At 71.0% G+C, this 21794-nt stretch carries 15 protein-coding genes; 9 read left to right on the top strand and 6 right to left on the bottom strand.

What is annotated here, in order from left to right:
* Positions 1-80: 80 nt before the first annotated feature.
* Positions 81-1280, bottom strand: a complete 1200-nt coding sequence (locus LZP97_RS20410) for an NADH:flavin oxidoreductase (RefSeq protein ID WP_017681023.1) — start codon at positions 1278-1280, stop codon at positions 81-83.
* Between the two features lie 81 nt (positions 1281-1361).
* Here LZP97_RS20410 and LZP97_RS20405 point away from each other — a divergent pair, with 81 nt between their 5' ends.
* Positions 1362-1931 (top strand): TetR/AcrR family transcriptional regulator, encoded by a 570-nt coding sequence (locus LZP97_RS20405; RefSeq protein WP_010595428.1) that lies wholly within the window; start codon positions 1362-1364, stop codon positions 1929-1931.
* A gap of 12 nt (positions 1932-1943) precedes the next feature.
* On the opposite strand, the gene LZP97_RS20400 is transcribed toward LZP97_RS20405, so the two are convergent.
* The 5 genes from LZP97_RS20400 to LZP97_RS20380 all read right to left on the bottom strand — a co-directional run bounded on the left by LZP97_RS20400 (position 1944) and on the right by LZP97_RS20380 (position 10067).
* A complete protein-coding gene (locus LZP97_RS20400; protein ID WP_010595427.1) occupies positions 1944-2642 on the bottom strand; it encodes a hypothetical protein in 699 nt (232 codons plus the stop codon).
* Positions 2643-2693: 51 nt separating this feature from the next.
* Positions 2694-3239 carry an RNA polymerase sigma factor SigM gene (gene sigM, locus LZP97_RS20395; protein WP_010595426.1) on the bottom strand — a complete coding sequence of 182 codons (546 nt, stop codon included), beginning with the start codon at positions 3237-3239 and terminating at the stop codon, positions 2694-2696.
* Positions 3240-3322: 83 nt separating this feature from the next.
* Complete coding sequence (gene murJ / locus LZP97_RS20390; RefSeq protein ID WP_010595425.1) at positions 3323-7147, bottom strand: murein biosynthesis integral membrane protein MurJ; 3825 nt, start codon at positions 7145-7147, stop codon at positions 3323-3325.
* Positions 7144-9477: a DUF6049 family protein gene (locus LZP97_RS20385; RefSeq protein WP_017681026.1), complete on the bottom strand. Its 2334-nt coding sequence runs from the start codon at positions 9475-9477 to the stop codon at positions 7144-7146. Before LZP97_RS20385 ends, murJ begins: the two co-directional genes overlap by 4 nt.
* Entirely contained in the window at positions 9474-10067 is a 594-nt protein-coding gene (locus tag LZP97_RS20380) for an NUDIX hydrolase (RefSeq protein WP_010595422.1), read from the bottom strand. Before LZP97_RS20380 ends, LZP97_RS20385 begins: the two co-directional genes overlap by 4 nt.
* 98 nt (positions 10068-10165) lie before the next feature.
* Between LZP97_RS20380 and LZP97_RS20375 the strand changes: the two genes are divergently transcribed.
* The 8 genes from LZP97_RS20375 to LZP97_RS20340 all read left to right on the top strand — a co-directional run bounded on the left by LZP97_RS20375 (position 10166) and on the right by LZP97_RS20340 (position 21751).
* A complete protein-coding gene (locus LZP97_RS20375) occupies positions 10166-11620 on the top strand; it encodes a CCA tRNA nucleotidyltransferase (protein WP_010595421.1) in 1455 nt (484 codons plus the stop codon).
* Positions 11621-11725: 105 nt separating this feature from the next.
* Positions 11726-12169, top strand: a complete 444-nt coding sequence (locus LZP97_RS20370) for a Fur family transcriptional regulator (RefSeq protein WP_010595420.1) — start codon at positions 11726-11728, stop codon at positions 12167-12169.
* 39 nt (positions 12170-12208) lie between these two features.
* Complete coding sequence (katG, locus tag LZP97_RS20365; protein ID WP_010595419.1) at positions 12209-14395, top strand: catalase/peroxidase HPI; 2187 nt, start codon at positions 12209-12211, stop codon at positions 14393-14395.
* 240 nt (positions 14396-14635) lie between these two features.
* Positions 14636-18682: a bifunctional nitrate reductase/sulfite reductase flavoprotein subunit alpha gene (locus LZP97_RS20360; RefSeq protein ID WP_040273093.1), complete on the top strand. Its 4047-nt coding sequence runs from the start codon at positions 14636-14638 to the stop codon at positions 18680-18682.
* Positions 18683-18742: 60 nt separating this feature from the next.
* Entirely contained in the window at positions 18743-19147 is a 405-nt protein-coding gene (locus tag LZP97_RS20355) for a TOBE domain-containing protein (RefSeq protein WP_017681031.1), read from the top strand.
* A complete protein-coding gene (gene modA, locus LZP97_RS20350; protein ID WP_040273090.1) occupies positions 19144-19905 on the top strand; it encodes a molybdate ABC transporter substrate-binding protein in 762 nt (253 codons plus the stop codon). Before LZP97_RS20355 ends, modA begins: the two co-directional genes overlap by 4 nt.
* Complete coding sequence (locus tag LZP97_RS20345; RefSeq protein WP_017681033.1) at positions 19902-20696, top strand: ABC transporter permease; 795 nt, start codon at positions 19902-19904, stop codon at positions 20694-20696. The genes modA and LZP97_RS20345 overlap by 4 nt, the downstream gene beginning before the upstream one ends.
* Positions 20693-21751: a sulfate/molybdate ABC transporter ATP-binding protein gene (locus LZP97_RS20340; RefSeq protein WP_017681034.1), complete on the top strand. Its 1059-nt coding sequence runs from the start codon at positions 20693-20695 to the stop codon at positions 21749-21751. Before LZP97_RS20345 ends, LZP97_RS20340 begins: the two co-directional genes overlap by 4 nt.
* Positions 21752-21794 lie beyond the last annotated feature (43 nt).

Here is a 21794-nt window from a genome sequence, read left to right as displayed (position 1 = left end):
GGTTCGATTCCGGAAGCGCGAATCTCGTGCGCGAACGCCGGGTCCCGGATCGTCGGCCCCGCATCGCCGTTCAGCGTCCGTCAGGCGCGGTGCTCCACGTCGCGCAGGGCTTCGCGCACGACACACCGGGTGCCGGTGTAGATGGTCGGCATGCACTTGTTGCAGTGGATGCACAGCCCCTCGCGCACGTGTTCGTCCCGGAACTTGTTGACGAGAGACGGGTCCCGCAACAGCGCCCGCCCCATCGCGACGAAATCGAATCCCTCGTCGAGCGCGTTCTCGATGGTGTCGATCCGGTTGATGCCGCCGAGGAGGATGAGCGGCATGCTCAGTTCCGACCGGAACTGCCGCGCCATCGGGAGGAAGAACGCCTCCTCGAACGGGTAGACGGGGAAGAGCCTCGGTCCGTAGAACCGCAGCCCCAGTCCGACGAGCCTGGGCTGGGACGCGACGAACTCGGCCATCGGGACGTCGCCGCGGAAGAAGTACATGCCGTTGAGCAGCGAGCTGCCGCCCGTGAGTTCCATTGCGTCGATGTGACCGTCGGATTCGATCAGCCGCGCCATCGGCAGGCTCTCGTGGAGCCACAGTCCCTTCGGGACGCCGTCCGTCATGTTGAACTTGACGATGACGGCAACCGAGTCACCGGCTGCCTTTCGGACGGCCTCGAGAACGCGCCGGGGCAGCGCGGTTCGCTTCTCGAGACTGCCGCCGTAGCGGTCGCTGCGCTTGTTGAGATTCGGGCTGAGGAACGAGCTGAGCAGATAGTTGTGTCCCAGATGCACCTCGAGCGCGTCGAATCCGGCCTCGACGGCGTAGCGGGTCGCGTTCTCGTAGTCGGCGACGACCTGATCGAGTTGCTCGAGACTCGCGCCCCGCACCAGGCCCATCGCGGGGGCGCTGATGCGGGTGGACGGGGCGAGGGTCTTCGTTCCGTTGGAGATCTGGTTGGCGACGAGGCCGGCGTGACCGATCTGCGCCGAGGCGAGAGCGCCCTCGGCGTGCACGGCGTCGGTGAGTCGCCGGAGGCCGGGGACGGTGTCGCGGTCGAGGACGACGGTGTTGCGATGCACGCGTCCGCCTGGGGCGACGGCGCAGTACGCGACGGTGGTCAGGGCGGTGCCACCGCGGGCGACCTCGGCATGGAACTCGACGAGTTCGTCGGTGACGCGACCGCCGGGCATGACGCCTTCGAATGTCGCGGCCTTGAGGATGCGGTTGCGCAGGGTGAGCGGTCCGAGCCGGGCGGGCTCGAACACGGCAGGTCGCGACGAGGTCATGCCCCTACTTTCGATGCCAGTGGTTCTGTAACGTGTTGCAACTATAGTGCCGCGGCGTGCCGTGCGCCACAATCACCGGTGATGACCACATCCGACCGCTCCCCCACGCCCGCCGGCCGCCCCCGCGATCCGCGCATCGACACCGAGGTCCTCGCCGTGACCCGTGCGATGCTGCTCGAGGTCGGCTGGGAGCGCCTGAGCCTGCGCGGGATCGCGGCCCGCGCCGGGGTGAGCCGGGCGGCGCTGGCCCGGCGGTGGCCGTCCAAGGCGCACCTCGTGCTCGACTCGATTCTCGGCTCCGCGCCGGACCTGGCACCGATCCAGGGGACGGACCGTCGGGGCTGGATCGAGTGGGTGGTCCAGGGCAGTGCGGACCTGTTCGCCCGCCCCGACGTCCGCGCTGCCCTGCCCGGGCTCGTCGCGGCGCTCCGTGATCACGAGGATCTGCGGAACACGCTGTGGCGCAACTTCAGCGGCCCGAGCGCGGCCCTGTTCTCCGACGGCTCCGCCCGCGCCGACCTCGACGCGCGCGCCGTGCTCGTCCTTGCCGCGGGCGCGGCGATGTTCGCGAGTGTCGTTGCGGCCGAAGATGATACGTCGTCCCTGCGGACACGGATCCTCGACCTGCTGCTGCCCGCCGCCGACGAGTGAACTCGTTGCGTCTCAGCCGATCCCGTGGACAGCCAGGGTGGCCGGATCGGAGGCGCCACACCCGGTACCCACCACCAGCGCCGTCAACCGCGGCGACGCGGGATCGCCCAGGACCAGTGCCACCGCCTCCCGGCCGTCGAACCGGATCGTGCGCGATCCCAGTAGTAGTCGTGACTCGTCGATCCCGTTGGCGTCGAGGCATTCTCGGAGGGCTTCCCGGTCCGACAGAGGACCGGTGTCCGACGAGCCGATCATCGCGCGCCACGTCGCCGGATCCAGTACGTCGGTGTCGGGCGCGACGGTGTCGGGAGCGACGAGGGCAGGCGCAGCTGTCGATGCCGGAATCTCCGGACGGTCCGCGCCGCGGGCGACGACGGCGAATCCGATCGCCACCGCGGCCGCGGCCGCGGTCCCGATGCCGGCCGCAGCGAGCCGTCGGCGGCGACGCGCGGCGGCGTCGGCGGTCAGCGCCGTATCGATCCGGGCCGCGACGTCCGGCGGGATCGACGGCCCCCCGCCGTCTTCGGCTTCACCGAGAGCCCGCAGACGGCGGCCGACGGAGTCGAGCGCGGCGATCACCGTCATGGCGTCCGGATCCCGCCGTACCGCCGGCCACAACCGGGCGGCGACATCGTCGTCCAGAACACCGGCGTGCAGGTCGGCGAGCAGGTCGGCAGAATACGGCGGCTGCGGCAGCTCGTCCTCGGTCATCCGCTGTCCTCTCCGCCTCGGGTGCCCTCACCAGGATAAGACGGTCACCGCTCACGATCGGTTCCCCGTCTCCCGCAGGTCGCCGAGAAGCACCGCGAGCCGACGACGCCCCCGCGCGCACCGGCTCTTGACGGTGCCCTCGGGGACGCCGAGCCGTCGGGCCGCCTCGCTCACCGGCCGGCCTTCCACGTCGACCGCGACGATTGCGGCGCGCTGCTCCGGTGGCAGGGTGCACAGCGCCGCCTCGATGTCCAGCGCAATTTCCCGCTCCGCGATGCGATTTCGTTCGTCGCGGATGTCGGTGTGGTCGTCGTACAGCGGAACGGTCGGTCGTGCCCTGTTGCGCCGGATGCGGTCCAGGCACGCGTTCACCACGATGGTGTGCAACCAGCTGCGCACCGCCGCGTTGTTCCGGAACTTCCCCGCCGTGCGATGCGCCGACAGCAGCGCCTCCTGCAGTGCGTCCGCTGCATCCTCCGGCGAGTAGCTGGTGCGGCGCGCCACCTGCCACAGATGGTCGTAGTGCCGTTCGAGCAGGTGCGCGAACGCACGTCGGTCCCCCGCCACGTGCGCCGCCAGCAACTCGGCGTCGGACATGGCAATTCCTGCGATCCCCCCCAAAATTCGCACGCGCGGATGGTAGCCGATCGAGGTGGGCTACCGGGGGGTGCGAGTGCCGGCTACTCGGCGGCGGTGAACGTCACCTCGGCGATCGAGCTCTTGTTGCCGCCACCGGACGTGCTCAGGCCCGTGATCCACACCAGCACGTCGGAGGTGCGTCCCTCGGACTCGACCGGGATCTCCGTGACGCCGGAACGCAGTGTCGCCGAACCGATCACCTGGGTCTGGTCCAGGGACGCCTGGTCCGACGGCGCGCTGCGGATCTCGACCTTCGTACCCGGGCTGTCCGATGTCACCGACACCGACGAGAGCGCCGCCGGCTCGGCGAGCGCCACCATCAGGCCCACTCCGTTCTTCAACGCGGGAAACGGCTGGAAGTAGGCATCGGTGCTCCACTCCGTCGAGGGATCGCCGTCGATCGCCAACCGCGCCGTCGCCGGCGAGTCCGGAGTGCCCTGGGGGGAGAACACCGACACCGCCGACGCCGCCACCGGGCCCGCGGCCGCGGCCGGCGCCGGCGCCTGGGCCACCGGTTCCGACGGGGCCTCGGTGGTCGGGGTGAGTCCGAAGTCCTGACTCGTGAGCGGCTCGTCGGAGCTGCCCCCCGCGAGCAGGTTCGCGATCCACCAGCCGATCAGGGCGAGCAGCACCACGGTGGTGATGCCGAGCCCGACGAGCGCGAACAGCATCCGCTCCGACCGCTTCTTCTCCTCCGCGAGGGCCTCGGGGTCCGCGAGCGCGTGGTTGGTGGCGCCGGGACTGCGCTGCCCGAGCCGCAGCGCCGGGATCATGTCGGTCTTCTGGTCCACGACCGAGGCCTGGCCGAGGATGTGCTGCACGGTGGCCGCCGTCCGGATGCCGCCGTCGGCCGCGAGCGCGCGCACTGCGACCGCGGAGATCTCGAACGGCACCTCCGGCCGCAGCGCGCGGGGTTCGACCGGGGTGCCCTCGGCGGTCAGGTCCGCGGGGCGCATGCCGCCGATCGTGCCGCCGGTCTGGGCCGGGGGCTGCTGCCCGGGCGCGGCCTGCTCGGGCAGCGGCCAGCGCGCGGTGATCAGGCCGTACAGGCCGGCGCCGAGGCCCCGGACGTCGGAGGTGACGTCCGCGTCGGCGAAGGTGGCGGGGAAGGCCAGCACCGCGTCGCCGGCGACACTGATGCGGATCCGGTCGGGGTGGTCGATCGAGAGGGCGCCACCGCCGCGGTGCGCAGCCTCGGCCGCGGCCGCGAGGGCCTGCACCGCGCGTGCCGCACCGAGCGGGGACGGCTCGGTGCCGGACATCTCGCGCAGCGAGCGACCGGGTGTCCACTCGGCGACGACGATGCCGCCCGAACTGCCGCGGACCACGTCGAGTACCCGGGCGAGCCCCGGTGAGTTGATCCGTCCCAGGCGCAGCGTGCGCGAAAGGATCGCCTGCGGACCGTCGGGACCGGTGACGTCCCCGGCGCGCTGCTCGGCGTCGACGAACGTCAGCGCCACCTCACGGTCGAGCTTGACGTCCTGCGCCTGCCAGAAGCGCAGACCGCGCGCGCCGCCGTGCGGGGCGAGCAGACGGTAGCGACCGCCGGCGACCGACGCGCCGGGGATCAGCTTCGGCCCGCGCATCGGGGTGCGCGGAGCGGACCCGGGCACCCGCAGGGGCGGCAGCTGGGGCGAGCCGACGGGGACGACGCCGGTGTCGACGTGAGGATCGCGCTGCGGCCGGCCGGCGCCGGACCGGCCGTCGGCCGCACCGTCGGCGGACTTGCGGGACGAGGGGGAACGATCGGGCGTGCCGGCCTGCGGGGACCGCGTGCCGTCGGCGTCCGTGGACACCGAACCGGGATCGGTCGATGCGGACTCATCGACCGTGGACTTACCGGTAGCGTGATCGTCGCTCACCCTCACTCCTTCTTGTTCGACTCGCCCGCCCCGGAGGTAGCCGGGAGGCCGTCCGGCATCCGCGAACCGGCGCGATCCGTCCCGGGCGGTCCGAACCTGCCGTCGACCAGGGTACGGGAGTTGCCCGTGTGCATCGATGTGGCTCGGCAGGTTCCGGAGCGCGGGAAGCACCTCGGTGACCGCGTCGTAGGGGGCCACCCCGTAGTCGCCGTAGTCCAGTCGTGGCAACACGATGGTCTTCTCCGCCTCGGACTCCCGGGCCGCCTCGAGTTCGGCGATCTCGTCGGCATCGGCCTCGGCGATCTCCGGTTCGACCGGCGTGCGACCGCGCAGCGCATCGACCTTGCGCCGGACCGCCGCGGTGATCGCCAGGATCTCGGGCACCTTCAGCAGCCACATGACCGTGAGAGTCACCAGCAGCATCAGCGCGCCGGTGATCGCGACGCGCACCATCGAGCCGACGCCGCCGAACCGGTCGCTGAGCGCACCGAGCCGCAGCAGCCGATCGGCGATCAGCATCACCACGGCGCCCGCGGCCGACGCGGTCACCACGTGCCACAGGGTCCGGCCCACGTTCGCCATCCGCAGATCGCCGAGGGCGCGGTGCAGCAGGAATCCGCCGATGCCCGCCCCGACCGTGAACGCCAGGCCGGTCGCCACGCCCAGCAGCAGCACCACCTGGTCGTCGTTGCGGGCGACGACGGGCGCGAGGGCGGACAGGGCGACCTTCACGGCGGTGATGCCGAGGATGATCCACGTGGGGGTCCACGCCTGCTCGCGCGCGTAGAACACGCGCAGATGGATGAGGACGAGGGCGTACGGGATCAGGGTGAACGCCGACCAGCTGACGGCCTGGCCGAGCCGTTCGGCGTTGCCCTCGCCGAAGCTGCCGTAGCCGTACAGGGCCGTGCCGATCTGCGGGCCGGCGACGGTGAAGAACACGACGATCGGGATCAGCGCGATCATCGTCAGCCGGGTCGCGACCGACAGGTCGTCCACCACGGCGGGGGTGTCCTCCGCGGCGGCGTTGCGGCTCAGCCGCGGCATGATCGCCGTGAGCACCGTGACGCCGAGGACGCCGTACGGCAGCTGCAGCAGCAACCACGCGTTGTTGTAGATCGCCGGACCGGCCGCGTCGGCACTCGACGAGACGTGGGTCGCGAACACCATGCCCGCCTGGCTGATGAGCACGTACAGCACGATGGCTGCGCCCATGCCGCCGAACTGGCGCAACCGGTCGTCGAGCCCCCACAGCGGTTTGAGGCTGATCCCCTCGCGGCGCAGCGCCGGCACCAGGGACATCGCCTGGGTCACCACACCGAGGGTGACGCCGCAGCCGAGCAGGAGCAGGTGCGGGTCGCTCATCCGCACCGGGTCGAGGGTGATCTCCCCGGGCAGCAGGAAGTACAGGACGAGAACCGTGATGACGACGACGTTGTTGAGCACCGGCGCCCACGCGCCCGGCTTGAACACCTGCCGGGTGTTCAGGATGGCGGTGAGCAGCGCCGACAGGCCGTAGAACAGGATCGCCGGCAGCAGCAGATACGTCAGCGCCGTGGTCAGCGTCGTCGACACCTTGCCCGTGTCGTCGAGGAAGAACCGGGTGACGAGGACCGGCGCGGCGGCGGTGGCCAGCAGGGCGGCGAGCCCGAGCACGGTGACGGAGACGGTGAACAGGCGCCGGACGAAGGCCGCACCGCCGTCCGGGTCCTCGCGTTCCGCGCGGACCAGCACCGGCACGACGATCGAGGTGAGGACGGCGCCGAGCACCAGCTCGGAGATCATGTTCGGGATCTGGGCGGCGACCGTGTAGGAGCTGGCGACGGCGGCACCGAGCAGGGTCAGCAGCAGCACCTGCTTGACGAAGCCGGTGATCCGGCTGATCAGGGTGGCGAAGGCGATCGAGCCGGTCGCGGCGAGGAGGCCGGGGTTCTTACGCGGGGCCGGCTCCGCCGCCGCGGGGGCGGGCGGGGCGACGTCCTCACGGGTCGGATTCCCGGTCATTGCTTCTCGTACCCTTCGTCGGCTGGATCGGGCTCGCCGCGGAAGCGGTGCAGGAGACGACGGCCCGCCAGGAACAGCAGCAGCGCCCCCGCACAGCCGGTGACGATCGCGAGAACCTGGCCGTACGCGTTGGACCGTACCGTCACGTTCGTCGGGGTGCCGAGCGGCAGCCCGGACTCCGTGGTCAGGGCGAACTCGACACCGATCTTCCGCGAATCGCTGATCTGCGCGGGCACCGTGAGGGTGCGGCTGCCCCGCGGCGGCAGCTGTGTGGGCCCGATGTCGGTGATCTTCATCGCCGACGGGGCGTCCACGTGCAGCCGCACGGTGATGCCCACCGGCAGATCGTTGCGCGCGACCAACAGTAGGGGACTCTGCTCCGAGGTCAGCGTGTAGACGCCACCGGGTGAGAGCACGGTCACCCCCGCGAACATCCCGTCGACGGCGTCGCGGACCTCGTCGCCGCGCCGCACCGCGTCGCGTGCTGCGGCGCCGGGGTCGGGTCCGCGCCGGCCCGCCAGACTCATCGCGCGCAGCAGATCCTCGCGCAACGGCGCGGTGAACTGCTGCGGCGTGAGCTGTGCCTGGGGATCCTCGACGAGCGCCTCCTCGAACGCATCCAGGCGGGGCGCCTGCTCGCGGGCCGTGTCCATCACCTCGGCCGAGGCGCCGTCGACGATGGCCTGCTCCGGGTAGGACAGCGCGACAGTGGGCGTGTCCCCGGGGACCGGTGTGAACAGGGTGTCGAACGGACGCGCGGTGGCCAGGCCCGAGCGGATCAGCGTGCCGACCATCGACAGGACCGCGGCGGCGTCGTCGCCGGATGCGCTCCACGACTGCGGCGGCGCGAACAGCACGGAGTCCGGGGCCGCGGGTGCGCCGGTGGACACGGTCCGGGTGACGTCGTCCCGGGTGCGCAGCGCGGACCAGCTCAGGGCGCCCAGCGCGTCCTGCAGACGGGCGTCCGGGGAATCCTCGGTGAGGTCGTAGCGGGCGTCCTCGTCGGTGAACGACGGCGTCTGCGGTGCGTCACCGAGCGCCGCGAGCGCGGTCGCGGCGGCGCTGTCGAACAGGACCGTGGACAGGCCGTCCACGCCCCGCACGGGCGCGGGACCCGTGCCCGCGGCCGCGTCCGCGGCGTCGACCGCGGTGTCGGCGAGCAGAGCCGTCACCGGACTGTCGGCGGCGAGCAACGCCCCCGCCTTCTCGGTCAGGACCCCGGCATCGGGCCAGACCACGTCGTCGCGGGTCGTGGTGATCCCGAGGATCGTGTTCACGATCCCGGTGGGGGCGGCGAGGGCGGGCCCGGCGAGCGAGGCGTCGTCGAGTTCGGCGAGGGCGGCGGTGTCGACCTGGGCGAAGGGCACCGCGACCGTGCACATCGAGCCGGCGACGGCTCGCAACCGTTCCAGCCACGCGGCGGCCGCCGCCGTCCCCTCCCCGTCGCGGGCGTCGCCCATCGGCTCGGCGGGGTCCTCGACCACCAGATAGCCGCGGGTCATGTTGGCGACGGTGACGAGCAGGTCGGGGTCGACAGCCAGGCACAGCGCGTCGGCGACGCGGCGGTCCTCGGCGGTGGCCGCCCGTTCGGCGGCGTCGAGCAGTCCGTCGAGACGACCGCCGTCGGCGAGCGACGTCGCAAGGTCGTCGTCGACGAGGCGGACCGGCTCCGTCGCCGAGCCGGGCACCCCCGCCGCGAGACGCGGCCGGTCCGCGAGCGGCCACATCATCGTGATCCCCACGGGTGCGGACGTGTCCGGCGGCACGGGGCGGTCCGTCCGGTTCTCGCTCGGGGGCACCCCGAGCACGGGCAGCAGGAACCGGGCGTCGTCGAGCCGGGCCTGACCGCCGTACTCGGGAGCGCCGTTGACGTTGACGAGCAGCGGGTACACCCCGGGTGCGTCGATTCCCAGCGACGGGTCCTGCGCCGAGCGCAGCGCCAGTTCGAGACGGAACTGCCGCTGCTCACCCCGCTCGAGGACGTCGGCGACCGATTCGAACGGACCCGTGCGGTCGTAGGCGGTCTGATCCCAGGTCAACGCGGTGCGCAGCTCCTCGGCGGAGCCGACCGCCGGGGCACGCTGCAGCCGCACGGCGATGTCCTCGACGTCGCGGTCCCCGACGTTCTCGAGCGTGCCGGTCACCGTCACCACCGGCTCGCTGCTGGTGGACACCGTCGTCGGCGTCACCGAGTCGATGCGCAGTTCGAGGAAGCGCGGCGCGTCGGACCCGTCGCTGCGCGGCTGGGCGACGGACACGCCCGCCGTCGTCAGGACGAGCGCGAGCACGGCGAGAACGGCCGCCGCGGCCCGGCGAGCTGCCGACGTCATCCGAGACGGGCCTCCGGTCCGCCGGGTCCGAGCAGCATCGACGGATCCATCTCGGCGATCAACTGGTCGGCGACGTCGGCGAGCCTGCGCTCGTCCGCGTACGCCAGGCGCGAGCGCAGCTCCGGCAGCGGGACCCAGGCCACCTCGGTGACCTCGACGTCGGCGTCGGAGAGCTCGCCGTCCAGGTAGCGCAGCAGGTAGTGGTGCACGGTCTTGTGGACGCGCCGGCCCTCGGTGACGAACCAGTAGTCGATGCTGCCGAGGGTGGCGAGGACGGTGCCGTGGATGCCGGTCTCCTCGTGGACCTCGCGCATCGCCGTCTGCTCGGCGGTCTCACCCTTCTCGATGTGTCCCTTCGGCAGCGACCACAGCAGCCGGCCCCGACGGTCGGTGCGTCCGATCAACGCCGCGCACAGTTTCTCGGGGGGTCCGCCGAGGCCGTCGACCACCAGTCCCCCGGCCGAGGTCTCGCGGACCGTGCGCAGGTGAGGCTTCGACGTGTCGGAGGTGGACCGGCCACCGGACTTGGCGCCCGCGCCACGCCGCCGCGAGGTGCGGCGGTTGCGGTTGGCACGTTCTGCGGGCGACACCCCATCGATACTAGTTGGCGGGACGCGCCCGGCGGTTCAACCAGGCACGTCCGGAGCGCGCACCGGTGCGTTCGGCCACCTCGGTAAGGTTCGAAGACGTGAACTCTCCCTCCACCGACACCGAGCGGCGCGCCCGACTGCTCGCCGGGGCCGACGCGACGCTGCGTGCGCTGTCGGACATCCTGGCGCCGCTCGGTGCGCGCTTCACCGCCGCCGGTCACGAGCTCTACCTGGTGGGAGGGAGCGTCCGGGACGCGGTCCTCGGTCGCCTCGGGACCGATCTCGACTTCACCACCGATGCGCGGCCCGAGCAGGTGCAGGCGCTGCTGCGCGGCTGGGCCGACCACCAGTGGGACACCGGCATCGACTTCGGCACGATCAGCGCGGTCAAGGGACCGGAGCAGATCGAGATCACCACGTTCCGCAGCGACGCGTACGACCGCGTCACCCGCCATCCGATCGTCGAGTACGGCACCCGCCTCGAGGACGACCTCGTCCGGCGCGACTTCACCGTCAACGCGATGGCCGTGCGGATCGGCCCGACCGGCGCGGAGGACTTCGTCGATCCGCTCGGCGGAATGGATGCCCTGCTCGCCGGGGTCATCGACACGCCCGCGCTGCCGAGCGAGTCGTTCCACGACGACCCGCTGCGGATGCTGCGCGCGGCGCGGTTCGTCTCCCAGCTGGGGTTCGGGCTGGCCGAACGCGTGCACGACGCGATCGTGGCCATGGCCGACGAGATCCTGCGGATCAGCGCCGAGCGGGTGCAGGCCGAACTCGACAAGCTGATCCTCGGTGACTACCCCATCGAGGGCATCGACATCATGGTCGAGACGGGCCTCGCCGAGCGAGTGATCCCGGAGATCCCCGCGATGAAGCTCGAGATCGACGAGCACCATCAGCACAAGGACGTGTACTGGCATTCGCTGACCGTGCTCCGGCAGGCCATCGACCTCGAGGACGGCGACCCCGACCTCGTGCTGCGCTGGGCGGCCCTGCTGCACGACATCGGCAAGCCCGCGACGAAGCGCAACGAGCCGGGCGGCGGCGTCAGCTTCCACCACCACGAGGTCGTCGGCGCCAAGCTCGTCCGCAAACGGATGCGGGCCCTGAAGTACTCCAAGCAGATGATCGACGACGTCGGTCAGCTCGTGTTCCTGCACCTGCGGTTCCACGGCTACGGCAAGGGCCAGTGGACGGATTCGGCGGTCCGTCGCTACGTGCACGACGCCGGTGACCTGCTGCCCCGGCTGCACAAGCTGGTCCGGGCGGACTGCACCACCCGCAACAAGCGCCGGGCCGCGGCGCTGCAGGCCACCTACGACGATCTCGAGACGCGCATCGAGCGCATCGCCGAGCAGGAGGACCTGGCGAAGGTCCGGCCCGACCTCGACGGCAACGCCATCATGGAACTGCTCGGCCTGAAGCCCGGCCCGCAGGTGGGGCAGGCGTGGAAGTTCCTCAAGGAGCTGCGGCTCGACCGTGGACCCCTCGATCGCGACGAGGCCGAGGCCGAGCTGTTGAAGTGGTGGTCGCAGCAACCGAAGTCCTAGCGGCCGGGGAGCCGCGGCCGCCCCGGGCATACGCGCGAATTCTGATCATGCTGCGATTGCGTCAAAGTCATGACTCATTCCAGAAAAGTGCGTCATAGTATCCCCGTGCCCTCGACGCAGGAATTCGTGGAGCAATTGCGTACGGCGGAGCTGCGGGTGACCCGGCCCCGGATCGCAGTGCTGGAGGCGGTGCACGAGCACCCGCACGCCGACACGGAGACGATCTTCGGGGCCGTGCGCACCGGTCTGCCGGACGTGTCCCGGCAGACCGTGTACGACGTGCTGCACGCCCTGACCGGTGCAGGTCTGGTGCGGCGGATCCAGCCGTCCGGTTCCGTCGCCCGCTACGAGTCGCGGGTCGGGGACAACCACCACCACCTCGTCTGCCGGTCCTGTGGGGCCATCGTCGACGTCGACTGTGCCGTCGGCGAGGCGCCCTGTCTGACGGCGTCCGACCACAGCGGCTTCCACGTCGACGAGGCGGAGGTCATCTACTGGGGCACGTGCCCCGACTGCTCGGCAGCTCACGCTTCGCGGTCACATCCGTGATCACCGTCAGATTCACCGCATCCGGAAGGAAGGGCCGACGTGTCCAACAGTGAAAGCGAAAATCCGGTAATCCCGTCTCCCGAGCCGAAACCGCATCGGCCCAGGACCAACCGGGACTGGTGGCCCAACCAGCTGGATCTGCAGGTCCTCCACCAGCATTCGCCCCTGTCCAATCCGATGGGACCGGACTACAACTACGCCGACGAGTTCGCAAGCCTCGACGTCGAGGCCCTCAAACAGGACATCTTCGCCCTGATGACGACGTCGCAGCCGTGGTGGCCGGCCGACTACGGCCACTACGGCCCGCTGTTCATCCGGATGAGCTGGCATGCCGCGGGCACGTACCGCATCGCCGACGGCCGGGGCGGTGGCGGCAAGGGCGCCCAGCGCTTCGCTCCCCTCAACAGCTGGCCCGACAACGCGAGCCTCGACAAGGCGCGCCGGCTGCTGTGGCCGATCAAGCAGAAGTACGGCCGCAAGCTCTCCTGGGCGGATCTGCTGATCTTCGCCGGCAACTGCGCGTACGAATCCATGGGATTCGAGACGTTCGGTTTCGCCTTCGGCCGCGAGGACATCTGGGAGCCCGACGAGGTGTTCTGGGGCCCCGAGGACACCTGGCTCGGGGACGAGCGGTACAGCGGCGAGCGGGAACTGTCCGGCCCGCTCGGCGCCGTGCAGATGGGGTTGATCTACGTCAATCCCGAAGGGCCCAACGGTAATCCGGATCCGCTCGCCGCGGCCATCGACATCCGGGAGACGTTCGGCCGGATGGCGATGAACGACATCGAGACGGCGGCACTCATCGCGGGCGGGCACACCATCGGCAAGACCCACGGTGCCGCGACCGCCGACCACGTCGGTCCCGAGCCCGAGGCCGCCCCCATCGAGCAGATGGGCCTGGGCTGGAAGAACTCCTACGGCACCGGCGTCGGCGGGGACGCGATCACCAGCGGGCTCGAGGGTGCCTGGACCCCCACCCCGCGGCAGTGGGACAACACCTACCTCGAAACCCTGTACGGCTACGAGTGGGAGAAGACCAAGAGCCCCGCCGGCGCGTGGCAGTGGATCCCGAAGGACGGGGCCGCCGCCGACGCCGTCCCCGACGCCCACGATGCGTCCAAGCGTCACACACCGGTGATGCTGACCACGGATCTGTCGCTGCGGTTCGACCCGATCTACGGGCCGATCACTCGTCGCTGGCTGGACAACCCGAAGGAGTTCGAGGAGGAGTTCGCCAAGGCCTGGTACAAGCTGCTGCATCGCGACATGGGGCCGGTCACGCGCTACCTCGGCCCGTGGGTCCCCGAGGCGCAGCTGTGGCAGGACCCGGTTCCCGCGGTCGATCACGAACTGATCGGCGCGGACGACATCGCCGCCCTGAAGACCAAGATCCTCGAGTCGGGACTGTCCATCCCGCAGCTGGTCGCCACCGCGTGGGCGTCGGCGGCGAGCTTCCGTGGCACCGACAAGCGCGGCGGGGCCAACGGTGCCCGCATCCGCCTCGAGCCGCAGAAGAACTGGGAGATCAACGAACCCGGCCGGGTGGCCGAGGTACTGCAGGCCCTCGAGCAGATCCGGCAGGACTTCGACAGCGGTCAGTCCGCGAAGAAGGTCTCGCTCGCCGATCTGATCGTCCTGGCCGGCTGCGCCGCAGTCGAACAGGCGGCGAAGAACGCCGGTGTAGAGATCACGGTCCCGTTCTCGCCGGGCCGCACCGATGCCTCGCAGGAACAGACCGATACGGAGTCGTTCGCCGTACTCGAGCCCCGGGCCGACGGGTTCCGCAACTACCTGCGCGACGGTGAGAAGCAGCCGCCGGAACGGTTGCTGCTGGACCGGGCGAACCTGTTGACGCTGACCGCTCCGGAGATGACGGTGCTCGTCGGCGGACTCCGGGCCCTGAACGCCAACTTCGGGCAATCCGCCCACGGCGTGTTCACCGATCGGCCCGAGGCACTGACCACCGACTTCTTCGTGAACCTGCTCGACATGCGCACGGAGTGGAAGGTCTCCGAGTCGACCGAGAACGTCTACGAGGGCCGCGACCGGGCCTCGGGTGAGGTCAGGTGGACAGCCACGGCCGTCGACCTGGTCTTCGGTTCGAACTCGCAGTTGCGTGGAATCGCCGAGGTCTACGGCAGCGCCGACGCGCAGCAGAAGTTCGTCCAGGACTTCGTCGCGGCATGGAACAAGGTGATGAACCTCGACCGGTTCGACCTCACCTGATCCTCGAGGATCGGCCTTCCCCGGCCGATCCTCCACACCTGGGGCGGCATCCCGCCGGCTCTGTCAGCCGGCGGGATGCCGCGCGTTCGGAGTGCGCGCGCACCCTCTCACCGGTCCGGACGGCGAATCGTGAGCCAGATGTCACCGGGGACTCACCACGGTTAATGCCCACGAAACACGGGGTCGGGAGCATGAGACCCGGCCGGAGGAACGTGGCCGACCCAGGTGAGGAGCGGTTCGATGCAGGGCGAGATCACGAAGGTCAAGACCGCCTGCTCATACTGCGGCGTGGGCTGCGGCATGGTGCTCGAGGTCGGCCTCGATCCCGCGAGCGGTGCCCGCCGCGTGCTCGACGCGTACGGCGACAAGGACCACCCCACCAACTTCGGGCGCCTCTGCACGAAGGGGGCGACCAGCGCGGAGATGATGGCCGCCGGCGGACGCATGGAGACCGCGTACCGTCGCACCGAACGCGGGGCCACCCCGGTGCCCGTGGACGTCGACGCCGCGATCGCCGACACCGCCCGCCGGTTGCGGGGGGTGCTCGACGAGCACGGCCCCGACGCCCTGTCCTTCTACGTCTCCGGACAGATGTCGCTCGAGGCGCAGTACCTGGTGACCAAGCTCGCGAAGGGATTCGTCGGTACCAACAACATCGAGTCCAACTCCCGGTTGTGCATGGCCGGCGCCGGCACCGGCTACAAGCAGTCGCTCGGCGCGGACGGCCCGCCCGGCTCCTACCAGGACTTCGACCACGCCGACCTGTTCTTCGTCAGCGGCGCGAACATGGCCGACTGCCATCCCATCCTCTTCCTCAGGATGATGAACCGGGTCAAGGCCGGTGCCAGACTCGTCGTCGTCGACCCCCGGCGCACCCCCACCGCGGAGAAGGCGGACCTGTTCCTGCAGATCGCGCCCGGGACCGATCTGGCGCTGCTCAACGGCCTGTTGCACCTGATCGTCGAGAACGGGCACGTCGACCGGGCCTTCGTGGCGGAGTTCACCGAAGGCTGGGAGGCCATGACGGCCTTCCTCGGGGACTACACACCCGAGCGGGTCGCGGAGATCACCGGACTGGCCGAGGACGACATCCGCACGGCCGCGCGGTGGATCGGCGAGGCGGGCAACTGGATGTCGTGCTGGACGATGGGCCTGAACCAGAGCACGCACGGCACCTGGAACACCAATGCGATCTGCAACCTGCACCTGGCCACCGGCGCGATCTGCCGCACCGGCAGCGGCCCCTTCTCGCTCACCGGTCAGCCCAACGCCATGGGCGGGCGCGAGATGGGGTACATGGGACCCGGTCTGCCGGGGCAGCGGTCCGTTCTCGACGACGCCGAGCGAGCCTTCGTCGAACAGCAGTGGGGGCTGCCGGCCGGTGCCATCCCCACCACCGTCGGCAAGGGCACGATCGACATGTTCGAGCAGATGGCCGCCGGTGACATCCGGGCCTGCTGGATCATCTGCACCAATCCGGTTGCGTCCGTAGCCAATCGACGCACCGTCGTCGAAGCGCTCGAGCGGGCGGAGGTCGTCGTCGCACAGGACGTCTTCCTCGAGACCGAGACCACCGCGTACGCCGACATCCTGCTACCGGGAGCGCTGTGGGCGGAGTCGGAGGGGGTGATGGTCAACTCCGAGCGCAACCTGACGCTGTTGCGACAGGCAATCGACCCGGTCGGGCAGGCCCTGCCAGACTGGCAGATCATCGCGCGCGTCGCCTGCGCGATGGGCTACGCCGAGGCGTTCACCTACTCGTGCTCCGAGGAGATCTTCGAGGAGATCAGGCGCTTCCGGAACCCGAAGACCGGATACGACCTGCGCGGAATCAGCTACGACCGGCTGCGCGAGACCCCCGTGCAGTGGCCGTGCCCGCCCGAGGGCGCGACCGACCGGAACCCGATCCGCTATCTGAACGACGGCGTGAGCCAGACCCTGCTGAGGTCCGGGGACGGCTCCCTCCCCCGGCTGCGGTTCGCCACCGCCAGCGGCCGGGCCGTGTTCCATCCCCGCCCCCACATGCTGCCGGCCGAGATGCCCGACGACGACTTCCCCGTCGTGCTCAACACCGGCCGCGTCCAGCACCAGTGGCACACCCTCACCAAGACGGGGAAGGTCGCCAAGCTCACCAAGCTGAACCCCGGACCCTTCGTCGAGATCAATCCTGCCGACGCGCAGAGGCTCTCGATATCGGACGGCGACCAGGTGGAGGTCGCGTCCCGCCGCGGCCGGGCGGTGCTGCCGGCCGTGGTCACCGACCGGGTCCGGCCGGGATGCTGCTTCGCCCCGTTCCACTGGAACGACATGTTCGGGGAGTACCTGGCGGTCAACGCGGTCACCAACGACGCCGTCGATCCCGCGTCGCTGCAGCCGGAGTTCAAGGTGTGCGCGGTGTCGCTGACGAAGGTGGCGACGGCGGCCGGGGACGACGCGCCGGCGGACCGTCTCGCCTCCGCGCTCGGACTGGCCGACACGGCGCGGCCGGTACTCGACGAACTCGAAAAACACTATCTGACCGGATTTCTGGCGGGATTCCGGGAGTCCGGGCAGGCGGGTGTCCCCGTGCTCCCGGCGTCCGCTCCGCTGCCGGACGCCACCCGCGCCTGGGTGGACGGGATGCTGGCGGGACACTTCTCGCACACCGCGCAGGACCGCGACGAGTCCGACGGGGTGGCGCCGGTGGTGGTGGTGTGGGCCTCGCAGACCGGCAATGCCGAGGAGTTCGCCCGGTTGTGCGCCGAGCGGCTGCGCGCCGCGGGCAGGCCCGTCACCCTGACCGGGATGGACGACGTCGACGTGTCCACGCTGACCGGGGTGCGCGATCTGCTCGTCGTCACCAGCACGTTCGGCGACGGCGACGCCCCGGACAACGGCACCGCGTTCTGGAACGCGCTCGACCGGGACGACACACCCCGCCTCCCCGACACCCGCTACGCCGTGCTGGCGTTCGGCGACTCGAGCTACGACGACTTCTGCGGCCACGGCCGCCGCATCGACGAGCGCCTCGCCGAACTCGGAGCCACCCGGCTCACGCAGCGGGTGGACTGCGAACCCGACTACGAGGGACCGGCCGGCGAATGGCTCGCCACGGTCGAGCAACTCGTGCGTCTCGACGGGGCCGTGCCGGCTCCGTCCGCGCCGGGACCGCCGGCGAAGTCCGAACCCGCCTACAGCCGGAAGGCGCCGCTCGTCACGCGCCTGACCCGGAACGTGCCGCTCAGCGGGTCCGGCTCGTCGAAGGATGTGCGCCAGTTCGGATTCGAGTTGTACGACCCGGATTTCGTGTACGAGGCGGGCGACGCGCTCGGCGTGATGCCCACCAACGGACCCGAGGCGGTCGACGAATGGCTCCAGGTCACCGCGCTCGATCCCGAAAAACCCGTGGAATTCCCGGATCTGCCGACCATTCCGCTGCGCGAGGCCGTGACCCGGCACCTCGAGATCGCTCGGGTGACCCCCGAGCTGCTGCGGTTCGTCCACGAGCAGACCCAGAGCGCGGAACTGGCGAAGCTGCTGCGCCCGGGCAACAAGATCGAGTTGCAGCGGTGGTTGTGGGGCAAGCAGGCGATGGACGTGATCGCGGCGTATCCGTTCAAGGCGCCGATCGCGGAATGGCTGCCCGTGCTCAAGCGGTTGCAGCCCCGCCTGTACTCGATCTCGTCGAGCCCGCGGACCAACCCCCGCGAGGTGCAGCTGACCGTGTCGGTGGTGCGGTACAACTACGAGGGCATCGCCCGGGCGGGGGTGTGCTCGAGCTTCCTCGCCGACCACAGTCACGGCGTCGACATTCCCATCTTCGTCCAGCGCAGCACCCACTTCCGGCCGCCCCGGACTCCGGACACCCCGATGATCATGGTCGGGCCCGGCACCGGTGTCGCACCGTTCCGCGCCTTCCTGCACGATCGCCGCGAGATGGGCCACACCGGCCGGAACTGGCTGTTCTTCGGTGATCAGCGGTCGTCGACCGACTACCTGTACCGGGACGAGATCGAGGCGATGCACGCCGACGGCTTCCTGACCCGGCTCGATCTCGCCTTCTCCCGCGACCAGCGACAGAAGATCTACGTGCAGGACCGGATGCGCGAGCACGGAGCGCAGCTGTGGAAGTGGTTGCAGGACGGTGCCCACTTCTACGTGTGCGGCGACGCGAGCCGGATGGCGAAGGACGTCGACGAGACGCTGCGCGAGGTGGTTCAGGTGCACGGCCGGCTCGACGCGGTGGACGCCGAGGCGTACGTCGAGCAACTCGCCGCGGAGAAGCGCTACGTGCGCGACGTGTACTGAACCGCAGATTCGTCGATTTTCGGTTGATAGGCCCGCAGACGCGGAAGTAGTGTCTGCATTGTGACGCAGATTCGCATCAAGGATGCCGCCCGGCTGCTCGGCGTCAGCGACGACACCGTGCGACGGTGGATCGACCAGGGCGCTCTGCCGGCCGGCAAGGACGGCGCCGGGCGCAAGATCGTCGAGGGAGCCGACCTCGCCGAGTTCGCCCGACGGCAGGCGGACGAGGCACCCGATCTGCTCGGCGTGGGCAGCTCCGCCCGCAACCGGTTCGCGGGAATCGTGACCCGGGTGGTCGCGGACACCGTCATGGCGCAGGTGGAGATGCAGTGCGGCCCGCACCGCGTCGTCTCGCTGATGAGCCGCGAGGCCGTCCGGGAACTCGGCCTCGAACCGGGCAGTCTCGCGGTCGCCGTCGTCAAGGCCACGACGGTCATCGTCGAGACCCCCGGAGGGGCATCGTGAAACCCGCTCTCGCAGTCGCCGTCGCCGCGCTCGTCCTCGCCGGATGCGCCGGGGAGGCCGGCGGCGGCCCGGGGTCGCCGTCCGGGGCCGCGGGTGAGCTCACGGTGTACGCGGCCGCGTCGCTGCAGGCGCCCTTCCGCGAGATCGGCGCGGATTTCGAGGCCCGCAATCCGGGCACCCGCGTCGTGTTCGACTTCGCGGGCTCGTCGGATCTCGTCGCCCGCCTGTCGCAGGGTGCCGAGGCGGACGTCCTCGCCACCGCCGACGCCGCCAACATGACCAGGGCCGTCGACGCCGGTGTCGTCGCGGGCGATCCCGTGGCCTTCGCGACCAACACCCTCACCATCGTCACCGAGCCGGGCAACCCGCTCGGCATCACCGGTTTCGCGGACCTGGGCCGGCCCGGAGCCGACGTCGTCGTGTGTGCGCCGCAGGTGCCGTGCGGCGCGGCGACGGCCCGCATCGAGCAGGCCACGGGGGTCGACCTCGCTCCGGTCAGCGAGGAGTCGTCGGTGACGGACGTCCTCGGCAAGGTGACCAGCGGCCAGGCCGACGCCGGGCTGGTGTACGTCACCGACGCCCGACAGGCCGGGGACGCCGTGACCACCGTGCCGTTCCCCGAGTCCGCCGCGGCCGTCAACACCTACCCCGTCGCCGTCCTCGCAGAGGCGGCGGATCCCGCGGCGGCGTTCGTCGCGCACGTCACCGGGCCCGACGGGCGACGGGTCCTGACCGAGCACGGGTTCGCGGGCCCGTGACGCGCGTCCGTCCGGCGGGGCTGCCGGCGTGGATCTACGTCCCCGCGCTCGTCGGGGGACTGTTCGTCGCCGTGCCGCTGCTGTCGCTGATCCTCGCCGTCGACTGGCGGCACTTCCCGGATCTGGTGACCTCCGAGGCGTCCCTGCAGGCCCTGGCCCTGAGCATGCGGACCGCGGGTGCCGCCACGGTGCTGTGCGTCCTGCTGGGCGTGCCGATGGCGACCGTGCTCGCGCGCAGCACCTTTCGCGGGCTTCCGGTGCTGCGCTCGCTCGTGCTGCTGCCACTCGTGCTGCCGCCCGTCGTCGGCGGCATCGCGCTGCTGTACACCTTCGGTCGCCGGGGACTGCTCGGCGAGTACCTCGAACTGCTCGGAATCCGTATCGCGTTCTCCACCACGGCAGTGGTCCTCGCGCAGACGTTCGTCGCGTTACCGTTCCTGGTGATCAGTCTCGAGGGCGCCCTGCGCACCGCCGGCACCCGGTACGAGGCGGTCGCCGCAACGCTGGGGGCACGCCCGACCACCGTCTTCCGCCGCGTCACCCTCCCCCTCGTGCTGCCGGGACTCGCGTCCGGCACCGTCCTCGCCTTCGCACGGGCGCTCGGAGAGTTCGGCGCCACCCTCACCTTCGCCGGCAGCCTCCAGGGTGTCACCCGCACGTTGCCGCTCGAGATCTACCTCCAGCGGGAGACCGACGCCGACGCCGCGGTGGCGTTGTCGCTGCTGCTCGTCGTGGTCGCGCTCGTGATCGTCGTCGCCGTGCGGGGGCGACGGACAGCGGGTGGGCCGTGACCGGACTGCAACTGCGGGCCCGGGTCGAGTCCCGCGACGTCGACCTCGCGGTCGCCGCGGAGTCCGGCAGCGTGCTCGCCGTCCTGGGGCCCAACGGTGCCGGGAAGTCGACCGCGTTGAACGTGATCGCGGGGTTGCTGCAGCCCGACGACGGCCGCGTCGAGGTCGACGGGCGGGTTCTCACCGACACGGCGACGGGGGTGGCGGTGCCGCCGCACCGCCGCGCGGTGGCGCTGCTCGCCCAGCAGCCGCTGTTGTTCCCGCACCTGAGCGTCCTCGACAACGTCGCATTCGCTCCCCGCAGTGCGGGACGCGGCCGATCGGCCGCCCGCGCGGCGGCGTGGCGGCACCTCGCCGCCGTCGGCGCGACGGACCTCGCCGACCGGAAACCGCGGCAGCTCTCGGGCGGTCAGGCCCAGCGCGTCGCGATCGCCCGCGCGCTGGCCGCCGACCCCCGGCTGCTGCTGCTCGACGAACCGATGGCGGCCCTCGACGTGACGGCCGCCCCGGCCGTGCGGTCGCTGCTGCGCACGGTCCTGAAGGACGCCGGACGCACGGCACTCGTGGTCACCCACGACCCGCTCGACGCCCTCGCCCTCGCGGATCGTACCGTCGTCGTCGACGGGGGCCGGATCGTCGAGGCAGGCACGGTGCGCGACGTGCTGTCCCGGCCGCGCAGCGCGTTCGCGGCCCGCATCGCGGGACTGAACCTGCTCGCCGGCACCCTCACCGCGGACGGCGTCGACACCGTCGTCGGCCGGGTGCGGGGGGTGCCCGACGACGACTGCGCGCCGGGGGATTCGGCGGTCGCGGTGTTCGCCCCCGCGGCCGTCGCGGTCTATCCCGACGAGCCGCACGGCAGTCCCCGCAACTCGTTCGCCGTCGTCGTCGGGGAACTCGAGGTCCGCGGTGCCACCGTCCTCGTCCGCGCCGCCGAGTCCGGGATGACCGCCGAGGTCACCACGTCCGCAGCCGCCGATCTCGCACTCGCACCCGGCGCGGCGGTGTGGTTCGTCGTCAAGGCCACCGAAGTCCGCATCCACGCCGCCCGCTGACCGAGCGAACACATCGTTCCGTCGGGCCGCGGAGGTGAACGGT

The organism is Rhodococcus sp. DMF-1, from assembly GCF_021441945.1.
In the GTDB taxonomy this organism is placed as follows: domain Bacteria; phylum Actinomycetota; class Actinomycetes; order Mycobacteriales; family Mycobacteriaceae; genus Rhodococcus; species Rhodococcus ruber.
Note: the sequence above shows the minus strand (reverse complement) of the source record. Positions and strands in the feature narration are given on the sequence as shown.